The organism is Cohnella candidum, from assembly GCF_003713065.1.
Lineage (GTDB): Bacteria > Bacillota > Bacilli > Paenibacillales > Paenibacillaceae > Cohnella > Cohnella candidum.
Genome location: NZ_CP033433.1, coordinates 3,806,658 through 3,819,233, shown reverse-complemented (window position 1 = coordinate 3,819,233; position 12,576 = coordinate 3,806,658). Strand labels below are relative to the sequence as shown.

At 46.7% G+C, this 12,576-nt stretch carries 7 protein-coding genes; 4 read left to right on the top strand and 3 right to left on the bottom strand.

Translation table 11 applies throughout. The annotated features are described in order from the left end of the window. Positions 1-198 precede the first annotated feature (198 nt). The 3 genes from EAV92_RS17375 (at position 199) to EAV92_RS17365 (ending at position 6,029) form a co-directional block, all read left to right on the top strand. Entirely contained in the window at positions 199-3,156 is a 2,958-nt protein-coding gene (locus EAV92_RS17375; RefSeq protein ID WP_123042261.1) for an S-layer homology domain-containing protein, read from the top strand. Between the two features lie 114 nt (positions 3,157-3,270). Further along, entirely contained in the window at positions 3,271-5,379 is a 2,109-nt protein-coding gene (locus EAV92_RS17370) for a hypothetical protein (RefSeq protein ID WP_123042260.1), read from the top strand. Between the two features lie 128 nt (positions 5,380-5,507). Next, a complete protein-coding gene (locus EAV92_RS17365; protein WP_241158303.1) occupies positions 5,508-6,029 on the top strand; it encodes a hypothetical protein in 522 nt (173 codons plus the stop codon). A gap of 62 nt (positions 6,030-6,091) precedes the next feature. Here EAV92_RS17365 and EAV92_RS17360 read toward each other — a convergent pair whose 3' ends face one another. The 3 genes from EAV92_RS17360 to EAV92_RS17350 all read right to left on the bottom strand — a co-directional run bounded on the left by EAV92_RS17360 (position 6,092) and on the right by EAV92_RS17350 (position 10,998). Next, positions 6,092-7,036 carry a hypothetical protein gene (locus tag EAV92_RS17360; RefSeq protein ID WP_164472825.1) on the bottom strand — a complete coding sequence of 315 codons (945 nt, stop codon included), beginning with the start codon at positions 7,034-7,036 and terminating at the stop codon, positions 6,092-6,094. Positions 7,037-7,082: 46 nt separating this feature from the next. After that, positions 7,083-8,495: an MBOAT family O-acyltransferase gene (locus tag EAV92_RS17355; protein WP_123042257.1), complete on the bottom strand. Its 1,413-nt coding sequence runs from the start codon at positions 8,493-8,495 to the stop codon at positions 7,083-7,085. A gap of 115 nt (positions 8,496-8,610) precedes the next feature. Continuing rightward, the gene (locus EAV92_RS17350) at positions 8,611-10,998 is read right to left on the bottom strand and encodes an O-antigen ligase family protein (protein ID WP_123042256.1); all 2,388 of its coding nucleotides are present in this window, start codon (positions 10,996-10,998) and stop codon (positions 8,611-8,613) included. A 164-nt stretch (positions 10,999-11,162) separates the two neighbouring features. On the opposite strand from EAV92_RS17350, the gene EAV92_RS17345 reads away from it, so the two are divergent. Then, a complete protein-coding gene (locus tag EAV92_RS17345; protein WP_123042255.1) occupies positions 11,163-12,569 on the top strand; it encodes an undecaprenyl-phosphate glucose phosphotransferase in 1,407 nt (468 codons plus the stop codon). The last annotated feature ends 7 nt before the right edge of the window (positions 12,570-12,576 follow it).

Here is a 12,576-nt window from a genome sequence, read left to right as displayed (position 1 = left end):
AATATGCGTTTGCGCTTCATATGGACCTCATGTATAATGGGGAAAGTGGCATATTTTACCCTGCCTATTTTGTGTTTTTCTTCGGCAGGATCACCTTGTTAACGAGTTTCTGCGACAGGTATCTACATAGAATAGAGACCGCGATTGCAGACACCCATTATAGACAATGCTCAACTCAGGGAAGGGGGTGAAACATCGATGAGAGATTCGAGCTATCATTCTTCCATGCAAGACAAACAGATGTTTTCTCGAGGAGGAGAAAAAAAGGTTATGAAGAAAAGTTTATCCGTTCTTCTGTCCGCAGCTATTGCATTCGGCGCATTCGCGTCCGTAGCTTCGGCAGCAACCCCTACTACGGCGCTTGAGAAATTCGAAGCGCTGAAAGCCGCAGGCATTTTCAGCGGCGTTGGCGCAAGCCAAGATCCTGCGCTGGCATCCAAAATGACCCGCGCTGAGCTGGCTCGTATCCTCGACCTGCTCAAAGGCCTGGACGTTGACACCAAGCCTACGACCCAATCCTTCAGCGACGTTAAGAGCTCCCACTGGGCGTTCGAAGAAATCGAAGCTGCTAAGGCTGCTGGTCTCGTAGTTGGCGTCGGCGGCGGCAAGTTCGACCCGAACGGCAACGTTACGGTTCAACAAATCGCTGTTGCTGCAGCTAACGTTCTCGGCCTGAAGCCTGTTGCTGGTGCAACGGTTGCCGGCGCTGACAACTGGGCTGCTGGTTACATCCAAGCACTGCTTGACAACGGCATCACCCTGCCGACTACTTACAAAGCTGCTGCTACGCGTGAAATCCTTGTAACGGCTACCTACTCCGTTTACGAGAAGATCGCTGTACCGGCTGCAGTTGAAGTGGCTAGCGTAACGGCAACAGGCGCGAAGAAGATCCAAGTGACCTTCAACAAAGCCGTTGATACTTCCAAAGCTACGTTCGCTGTGAAGAAAGGCTCCGTGGCAGTTAACCTGTCCAAAGCCGCTTCCTTCTCCGATGACAAGAAAGTGGCTACGCTCGAACTCGCAACGAAACTGACGGCTGGCGATTACACGGTTTCCGTTTCCGGTCTGACCGACACGGCTCTGACCAAAACGTTGACCGCGCAAGACGAGAAAGTTTCGAAAATCGAATTCGCTTCGTTGAACGCTCCGGTTGATCGTGCTTCTAACACGACGATCTATGCGAACATCAAAGCGTCCAACCAATACGGCGAAGATGTTACCAGCCAAGGCGGCTTTACGCTGAGCGTTGGTAAAGCAAACGCTACTTACACGATCAGCAGCGCTGGCGAAATCGCCATCACTTCTGCTGCCGGATTCTTGAAAGACGAGAAAGTAACGGTTGGCGTTCTGCACTCCGCTTCCAATACGTTTGTTAGCGGCGTTCTGGTCGTATCCGATGCTGCTCGCGCTTCGGAGCTGGCAATCACGGGCATTTACAACCCGAACAGCAAGACGCTTGAAGAAGGCGCTGATCCGAACGACTTCTACTTGATCGTCGATGCTAAAGACCAATACGGTAACAGCGTCACGAATACGACGTACCTGAACAAAGACGTCGTTATCACGAGCCAAAACACGACTGTTGTACCGCAATTCGATCAATCCACTGCTTCTGGCCCGTTCCAGACGAAAACGATTGACGGCGTTTCGAAAATCGTTGCTCAACTGAACAAGCCGAGCGGCCAATTGCTCAAAGCTGGTACGTCCAAAGTTATGTTGATTTCTAACTTCACGGGCAAATCCGCATCTTACGATGTGAATGTTTCCGAGAACGTTAAAGTCGACACGATTACGCTGTCCCAACCTGAAGTTGCTGTTCTGGGCGAGAAAGTGAAAATTCCTTTCACGGCAATCGACCAATTCGGTAAAGAAGTGACGGACGTTAACAAGCTGAACGCTATGACTCGTACTTCTACGTACGATTCGGTTTCGTCGAAGAAGCTGTCTTTCGTTCGCGACTATGTTAACAACAAAACCGAACTTGTTCTGGACACGGCTGGCCAAACTGCTAAAAATGCAGTCATCAGCATCGTAACGAGCACGTTCAAATCTTACCAACTGAACATTTCCTTGGTTGATGCTGCAGCAGCAACGGTAATCAGCGGCATCAATGATCTTGACAAAGTTTATGCAGTTGGCGCTAACGACACGGTTGACCTCTCGAAGGTTGCTGTAAAAGACCAATATGCTCGTGCTGTTGACATGACCGGCAAGTGGTCTGGCGACGCTGGTACCTATCGCTTGTATGTTGCTTCCTCCGACACCGCTACTGTTGACGTAGTGACTACTGGTGCACAAGCTCCGGTAACAATCGATGGCGTAACGTACAATGTTCTTGACAACGCAGCTGACACGTTTAAACTTGATGCTAAGAAAAAAGGTTCCGCAACAATCACGTTTAAACTCTTTAACCTTGACGGAACGTACAAAGAAGTATCCAGCAGCACGTATACCTTCTCTGCTAACGTCGTAGAAGCCGCTGACATCAAAGACTATGTTGTTGAAGACGCAGCAACGGCCTATGACCAAGCGGTGATCGGGTCCGTTAACTCGAAGTACGATGTAACGATCCCGGTAAAAGGCGTTCTGGCTGATGGCAGCAAAGTCGCTCTGCCGACTTCCTTCTATCAACTGAACGAAAATGATTCCGGAGCTTCCATCGTTGGCGGCAGTGCACTTCGCGTGTATGCACCGGATCCGGGTACGTATGCGGCTTATGGTGACAAAGATACTCGTGATGTCACTGTAACTGCAGTCGTTTATGCTGCTGATCAAACTCTGGTTGTCAGCAAAACGGTTAAAGCTTCTAAAGCTGCTTCCGCACCTGACAAATTGGCTCTTGAGTCCAAAAACAGTGTTGTTAAGGAATCCGATGCTGTAGTATCCGTTGACGTTTCTAGCGTTTCGGCTACGACTCCGCTTACCAACAAATATGCTACGATCGCTGGTCTCGTGAACGACGCTGTTGTCGTAACTGACCAATACGGCGTAGAAATTGCTGATCCGTCGACCTGGTCGATTTACACCAGCAACTTTACGAAAGACTCCAACGGTGTTGCTAAAACTTACAACACGGTTGTTGCTGGCGACAGCTTCGACGTAGTTGTGATCACGGCTAACAACAAGCAAATCAAGTTCCGCGTTGTTGTTAAGTAATCTGTTTTAACAAAAAAAGAAACCGAGGCAACTCGGTTTCTTTTTTTTGTGCACTTGAAACTTTCCCCCTTTCCGAAGCGTTTAATATATAGATCATAAGGGAGGAAATGGACGATGAGAGTAGCATTCAGAAAGGGAGCACTGTTTGCGTTAATCACGATTATCTTGTTGGTTACATATTCATCTGCGTTTGCTGCGACACAACCTTCGAAGGTTTCCCTTGGCGGAAGTTCGAATATAACCATCAAACAAGTTGATTTGATTAACAGCGGTTCCAGCAATGTTCTTGGAGTCACAGTGAGCATATTTAACGGTGGAAAGAGCGATTTGCAACTCATCGACTATTGGCTGAAAGTCGTGAACAAGAATGGCGATAAGTATAGCGTAAAGATATCTGATCAAGATAAATCCAAAACGAAAGTCGCACCAAATTCAACGGTCGAGCAGACCTATTTCGCTGAGATTGATAAATCAGCAACGATCAAACAATTGACTATTCAAATTATCAAATGGAACTTCAGTCAAACGAACTTTGAAACGGTTCTTGGTACGATTGATCTGAGTAAGGCTGCGTCCACTGTTGCCGCAAGCGGCACCAAGAAAACATTGACGTTCGATAAAGTTCAAGTGAGCACGCTCGCAGGTGATCTTTATGTCACGGAGAGAGACGGATATTACAATGTGTCTCTCGACTACGACCTCGAAAACATCGGACAAAGAAAACTAACCATTCCGGACACGATCAAGTACTACTTACAAACACCTAACGGGAACATCTATCAGTTAACATCAAGCCAAACGAGTGTTTCGATTGAGGCCAAAGGTAAACAGACCATTCAATTGACGGCCGAAGTTCCTTCGACGAACACGAATGTTACAACTTCGAAATTAGTGGTTGCACTAAGCGACCAAACGAATAAAGTAGATATTCCGATCGCTTCTTATCAATTAAAAGGTGCTACGCAAACTTCGAACTCTGCCGGTAAGGCGATTCAATTCCGAAATAAGTACGGCTTGTACGAAGTGAAGCTTGTTGATATTCAGCGGCTTCCTTGGAACGATCAGGATATTCTTGCAGCTGAATTTGAAGTGAAGAACCCTGGTAAAACATCATTATCTGTACCTGTTCTCTCCGGCTACTACACGGTTGATGGCGTCAACATGGGTAGAGATGCAACGAAGTTGGTTCAATTGGATAAGATCATTACACTAAAACCCGGAGAGACATCCAAGCAAGTAGTATATGCAAAAATCCCTTACACCTACGAGTATTCGGAAGTACAACTCAACGTAGAAAATATCGAATCGACGACAACGAAAACGACGGATACGGGAACTACACCGGATACGACCCAAGGAAAATCCGTCGCCGTATTCAAAGTAAAAGCTTCCGATCTGAAGCTTCCCCTCATTCCGAAAAATCAAGCTTATGCCCTTACCGATGTAGGCAAAAGAGCGGATGTCATCATCAAGGATTCGTACATCTATGAAGGAACGGCTACGGATATGTTCTATGGCTCAGTTGTCATGAGAAACAATGAGAAGCGTCCTTCAACTTTAACGACGCTCGAAGGGTTTGTAGAAGCCCAAGACGGTGCAATATTCCCTGCGAAGATCTCACAAGTTAAGACGACGGTGGGACCAAGCGGTGAAGCTCTGCTTGCTTTTAGAGCGGAGATTCCAAAGGCTTATGGCAAACAAGCTTTAAGAGTAATGATTGGCCAAGGTGTGACCGGAACGGGACTTACTACTGGGGATGCAGCTGCAGACGCATTCGTAAGAGCGGTGGAGTTGCAGCATGACACGCCGATTGCGACGGTAGCTTCTAGCTTGAAAGAAATTTCTTTGTATCCATATGTAATTACCCTAAGCAAAATCTACGGCACATATGATTCTTCTTCGATTGATCTGGAACTGAACGCGGACATCAAAGAAAACTCTCAATATAGCGTGATTCCAGAAAAACATAAGTTAGGAATCGAAATAACTAGCGGCACGTATTCTACTATCAAAGAGTATGATTTCAATGACGTCGGAGAAACTGATGCGGCGAAATTGTCAGTCGGAAATAGTGGTCTTAAGATTACCGTGTCTGAACCGGGAGTTCTGAATAAGCTGTCTACTTCGTTCGACTATACAATTAACGTTTATGATATCTTTGATGGTCACAAGAGACTGTTGGCTACGAAGAAACTAAACTGGTTCGAAAACAGCGATAAATGATTTGAGCGGGGTGCCTCATCTCAACGAGGCCCCCTTTTTTGATTATATAGGTAATTTGAAGAGCAACTTTTGGTTCGCAACTTGCGTATCTAATCAATAGTAAAATTGTCGAACCGGGAGAGATGATATTGGAGAATCAGAGAAAGTGGAGAACGTGGACGGGGATCATCGCAACAGCTGTTTTACTAAGTGCAATCGGATTCTACTCTACGGCTAAAGCTGACACGGCTAGCACGCCTGGGACGGCTGACGATCCAATTGTAACTAAGGGATATGTGGATCAGAAAGTCGCCGAACTGGTAAAAGTTGAATTGGACAAGTTAGGACCTCTAAATGGCGGTAACACGGGGAATGCAGGTGACGCAGCAACGGGGATGGCTCCTATCGAAGTGGTAACGGTACCTCTGGGTAAGAGTATCATCGTGAAAGCAGGCGGTGAACTGATTGTGCGAGCCGGTACCGCAGTCGCTGTAAGTACCGATACGAACGGCCTGTCCGACATGACGGACGGAGTTGACATTGCTCCAGGTAAGAGAGTAGGCAACAACCATTTTATTCTTTTCCCTAGGGATGGACGCGGTGTTAAACATGATCCGAAGTCAAAGGCGGAGTTAATCGTTTTGGTACGCGGTGGATATGAATTGAAGTAGCATTGATATTGCTTTGCCGATTGAAAAAGATCGTGACAGCGGGTCACGATCTTTTTCGTATGCTATAGCCACTGTTCCGCTATTCGTTGACTCACGACTTTAGCACCTTTGGGCCTGAGGTGATTGGTATCCCGGAAGTATTCCTTAAGTGTTAGACCTTGATTAGACATCACATGGAACTCCGCATCATACTCGGTGGCCAGGTATTGTATTTCATTGAAGTAAGCCTGCTGCTGTTTAGCATACTTTTTCTTTATCACGGCTTCAAATAAATCGGATCGAGGAATTTGTAAAATCACGATTTTTATGCCCTTAGAGTGGAGTTCCTTTAACAAAGATTCGAGCGATTCCGTTTGCAAACCATTCAAGTCGTAATTTTGAAACCAGCCATCGGCCGTTTTTTCGGCATATGCAGCGGTTAGATTTTCTTGTTTGACTTCGGTTTCCGCACGTAGACCGCCGGGTTGCCAGACAGTAGCCAGAGGCTTAGGTAACGTTCCTTTGAAGTATGACCTCACCATTTTACTCCAGATGTCGCGCAAATCGATCGCCTTAGAAGCCCATCCCAATGCAAGCTCCCCATAGTTGTCTTTGTTCATAATCCGAATTCTGTCTTTTAAACCGGCATAGTAACGGAACTTCGGATCGTTCGCCATATTGTACGAATTGATCTGATGCTCGTTTATCACGATGATGGCTTCCTTTACATGAGGGAGTCGATCCACGTACTTAAGATAGTTGTGATACATCTCATAAGCCTTGCCGCCGCTTACGCTGAAGTTAAAGATACTCTCGGGATTACGGCCTGAGGCCGCAGCAAGCAGATCAGGACGCAAGGCGTCCTTACTCTGGGAATCCCCGAAGATCACGGTATCAATCGCAGAGGGATTCGCATGCTGAAACGACACATCAAGCTCTGCAAACTGACCGACGAAGGAACGGTACTCGTGGCCATAAAAAGCAAGGTTTCTGAAGAGAAAGATTTCCGCAAACACGTAGATCAGCACAAACCCCAAAAATCCCAAGCTGATTCTCTGGCGTACACGTGTCCTTTTAGAATTGGAAGTAGATGAACTCATATTTACCCCCTTGCAGATAATAAATCAGGGTAAAAGTAATCAACGCGTAAGCAGCGCTTCTCAATGGGAAAGGTACGAAGTGCCAGATGCGGCCGAATCGGCCCTCGTTTTTCCGTAGCACATATTCGACCACGTGGACCGCGAAAAGCCCAACGATAAGTGGAAATGTCGGATGGCGAATTAGGTCAGCCGCGTGGACGCGAAGCATTTTGACCGTCATGTCCCAAGCCATACTGAGGCTGGGGGCATGGAAGAATACCCAGGTCCAAGTCACGATGTGGAAGAAAACGAATATGGCAACAATACGATAAACAACACTGTCCCTCAGTACGGCGACCCACCTGAACCGGTTCAACTCAAAGGACAAGCGGTGAATGACCTGTAGCAGACCGTGAATCCCACCCCAGATAACAAAGGTCCACATCGCTCCGTGCCACAAACCTGATATCAGCATGGCAATAAGAAGGTTCGCATAGAGACGCAGCTGTCCTTTGCGATTACCTCCAAGCCCTATGTAAATATAGTCACGGATCCACCGTGACAGTGTCATATGCCATCGTCGCCAGAATTCGCTTGGATTGGCGCTTAAGTATGGGGAGTTGAAGTTGTCGGCAAAGCGTACACCCATCATAATACCGAGACCGATCGCCATATCCGTATAGGCGGAGAAGTCGTTATAAATATAGAAACTGAACGTGTAGGCGGCCATCCAGGACTCCGTACTTGTCAGGGCGGAACCTTTATCGAACAGCTCCTTGACGATCGGGGACAATTGGTCGGCGATGACGATTTTCTTAACCATTCCGATCGCGAACAGGTAGACGCCGTATCGGATGTCACTCCAGGTGATACGCTTTTTGGAGAGCTCGTCCAACTGGGGGAAGAGCTCATCGCCGCGCATAATTGGCCCTGCGATAAGATGCGGGAACATAGAGACGAACACCCAAAACTTAACGAAAGAACGCGTTGGTTTGGAGTCACCTCTCCGAACGTCGATGAGATAGGAGATGAACTCGAATGTATAGAAGGAAATGCCGAGCGGCAGGACGATGGAAGCGGCCCAATCATCGGCGCGCGGTAAATGCAGACCGAGCATGTCCAGATTGCCTAGGACGAAAAGCGTGTATTTAAAGAATGCCAGATTGAGCACATTCAGAACGATGCCGATCCAGAAGAGCCACCGGAACCGCGAGAGCTGCATGGTGTGGACGATCCCGAAGGTCAGAAAGGCCATCACGAAGAACAGGACCAGAAAGCCTTCCGGATGGGCCACGTAAAATATTGCGTTGGCTGCGGCAAGCAGCCAGACACGCTGTTTCCGTAAGAGCAGGTAGGGGATCAACAGTATTATAAAGAAGATCATGAAATTCGGTGAATAAAAGAACATGGTGACACCTCATGCCCAGATGGTGAAAAGACGTTTTCAGTAAACGACATTATTATAACAAAGCATGCCCCAAAGAACGAGCCGAGCCATCCCTTAAGGAATGGCTCGGCTTAATTTATGAATTCTTCGCTTGTTGGTCTAATGCATCGATCTGGGCTTGCTCATTCGGATCCGCGCCGATCAGAGCGGCTTGCAGAGCATCGTCCTTCTGCCCGAGAGCATGCAGAGAGGCAAGGTAGTAGCGAATGCCGGTACGCGTAGCTGGATCGTTCAGATCTCCCTGCTTCAAAGGCTCTAGAAGCGCTTCTGCGGCTTTGTAATCCGCTTTGGAGTAATATACCGCTCCGACTGCTTGGCGAATGGCAGGCGTTACATCGAAAGGCCGTCCTTGCATTTGTTCTTTCGGTAAGGTTTTGAGGTGATCAATTTTATGCAGTACTTCATTAAAAAGCTCCAGAGTGCGTTCTGATTGTCCAGCAATTGCGTTCTGAACGATGGCGTTTTGATAGAAATCGATGTCCCATTGAAACTTTTGAATTGCTTCATCAAGAGCCTTCAATTCGTTCGGAGTATCGTTTAGGGATTTATAGTATTCAATTTTGGCATTAATTAGTTTCTTATCGTACGGCTCATCTTTTTCAGCTTGCGAGAATAGGTCATTAATTTGGGCGAGGTAGTTTTTATCCTGAGTTTGTGCGTAGCCTTGAGACAACCAGTCGATTTTTCGATAAATGAAAGTCGGATTGGAAGAACTCAGTTTCAAAGCCTTGTCTAAGGGAGCCATAACCTCGTCCAAGGTTCCTTGCCGGGACGTCGCCATGTCAATGGCTTTGTTATAATTGTTGTTCGCCATATATCCCCGGGCTGACCAGATAAAGAGTATAAGTGAAATGATGCTTATGACTACCGGGAAGAGGTGGCGTGTTTTAGCGAGGTTGTAGGTTTCCCATTTGTCGATGTTCAATTGAGCTGTGAAAGGCGCCAGCATTCCTCCCAAGCATACGAAGAACAGTATCCCGATATACCCGAAGCTCATATCGAAGTCGATGAAGCTGTGAATGAGCAAGGAAACGGAGAAAATGAAGAACACAAAATGACCGGAAAAAGCATCTTTCGTTTGGAAATAGCTTCTGATATACAGAAAGTAAGCAAACGCCAGGAAAGCTACAAAAAGGAGGAAACCGATCCAGCCGACTTCCACAAGCGTCTGCAAGGGGTAGCTGTGTACTTGAGTGCTAGTATATGGATTGTTCTGGTACTTCTCGTATAGAGCCGTCCATCCGTTACCGCCGACGCCGCCAAACGGATGATCCTTCACGATTTTCCACGCGTCCGAGTAAAACGTGCCGCGTTCGAGTACGCTGTGTTGATGAAGGTTAATACTCTCGATGCGGTCGGCAAGATCAGACGGCAAGAGTTTGGTAATCGAATTGCTTGTACTTACGAGAAGGGCAAGCAAACCGCCCACAACGATGGTTGCAGCAGGAATCCACCAAGACGATTTTTGCGTAAAATTAGGGGAACGCTTCTCGATCCATGGCATGAGCCAATGTTGAACGGCATATATGAGGATGAAGTTGAACAGCGAAGCTCCAATTAGTAACGACCAGCCTTTAAGCGGCAGGGTGCTGAACATGGAGATCGTGTCCACCGGCTTCTGATCCTGTGGTTGGACGATGGCCGCGATTTGTTTGTAATACGTCGTGATTTTTCCGATAACCACAAGTGTTAAGGAGGCAGTAAACAGCATTGCTAGGATTGAGAGGACCTGTGCTCGGAACCTCAGGAAAATTAGATAAATCAGAACCATGAACGGTATAAGAACCAAGCCCCCACGCGAAAACGTTAGCAGGAAGGAGACCGTGATCGGGATCAGCATGAGAGAGTGGATAAGGACCCAATACCATTTTCGGGAAGAGATCACCCAATAGAGACAAATCATGAAGGCGGCGGACAAGAAACCTGCATAGGTATTCGAGTACTGGAATACGGACGTAAGCCTGTATTCGCCCTGAGTAAACCAAAGAGCATCTTTGGAAAATACTTGTCCGAACATATTCAGCAGGCCGAAGATGACAATGGCGTATACCGATGCTCCTAATGCCCCGGCAAGGATTTTTTGGGCGAGTTCCCGGTCCGCGAAATAGAGAGCTAACAGGAAGAACGACACACACATGGCGATCATTAAGAAAACGAATTGCGAGCCATGTTTTGAGGCGCCGTAGAAGGTACTCACGTAGTAACAAATAGGCAATAAGAGTGATGAAAGCGACAATATCGCCTTATAATTGTTAATTGACCAACGAGAATACAAAAAGACGATCGAAAGACAGGCCAATGAAAATGTTAAAAGCATGGCTTGGTACAGCGGGTCTTCATAACTGATGACGTTTGCATTGTAAAGACCTGCCTGGTAGGGCAGAAAGAAAAGAAGCAATGAGATCCAGGAGAGTCCCAACCATTGATATACGGGGAGGTTTTTCTTGTTTCGTACGACCGTCATTTTCAACGTCCTTTTGTTTGGATGATAAAAAAAGTTTAACAGATGACGGCTCGGGTTTCTACGAAAAAACGCGAATCTTGTGGAACATTGGATAAACTTCCACTATGTGCCCAGCGTGGAGCGTGATAAAATATTAGTATCAATTAATCATGTAGGGTGATTCTATGATTCGCCAAAATCAGCGGTTCCTTACACAACTGTATGTACTGGCAGACGCTGCTTGCATGCTGCTGATCTTTATCGCGGCTTTCTGGATCAAATTTAACAGTGGACTTTTTCCCTCTGCGCAGACGTTACCCTTCAGAAATTATTTCATGTGGGGTACCGTGTACTCTTTCATTTCAATATTAATAGGTTTTTATGTCGGGTTTTACACGCCAAGACGCAAGAAGAGCTTTTCGGCAGATATTCTGAAGGTTTTGCAGGTTCATTCCATCAGTTTCCTTGGCTTGTTGAGTGCACTGTATGCTGCGAAAGAGTTACATATCTCACGGGAATTCCTGGTCATGTTTCTCATCCTTGATGTGGTGTTTCTCCTTTCCTACCGATATGTATTGAAGACTTTTCTATATCGTGTCCGGAGCAAGGGGTACAATCGGAAATATGTTTTGATTCTTGGAGCGGGTTCGGTAGGCCGAAACTTCTACGAGAATTTGCTGCTGCATCCAGAGTTGGGGTACGAGGTTTATGGCTTTCTGGACGACAAACGGGAAGAGCATGAGTTCGAACATCAACATTTTAAGCCGATACTTGGAAAAATTGGCACTTTGGAAGAAACATTGCGCATGCATCCGATCGACGAAGTGATTATTGCCTTACCTCTGGAAGCTCACGGCATGTACGCGAGCATCATCGCTTTTTGCGATAACGCAGGGGTGAAGACATTAATCATTCCTGACTACTTCGACGTGCTGCCTTCCCGCCCATTCTTCGATAACTTTGCCGGCATTCCGTTGATCAACGTTCGCGATATTCCCTTGGATGAAATTAGCAATCGCCTGCTGAAACGGACTTTTGACATTGTGTTCTCTCTAATTGCACTAATACTAGCTTCCCCGTTGATGCTGTTTGTTGTGGTTGGCATTAAATTGACTTCTCCCGGCCCGATAATATTCAGCCAAGAACGAATGGGCTTGAACCGCAGAACTTTCAGAATGTACAAATTTCGAAGCATGAGAGTCTCCGACTCTATCATCTCCGATACTAAGTGGACCATTGAAAACGATCCGCGGCGTACGAAGTTTGGAACTTTCCTTCGACGCACCAGCCTAGATGAATTTCCGCAATTCTTTAATGTTCTTATTGGGGATATGAGCGTAGTTGGTCCTAGGCCAGAACGTCCATATTTCGTTGAACAATTCAAGGATGAAATTCCTAAGTACATGGTGAAGCACCATATCCGACCGGGCATTACGGGGTGGGCGCAAGCGAGTGGACTTAGGGGCGACACTTCGATTAAGGATCGTATCGACCATGATTTGTTTTATCTCGAGAACTGGAGTTTTCTTTTTGACCTGAAAATCATCTGGCAGACAATTTATAAAGGACTTGTTAACCGAAATGCATACTGAATATATA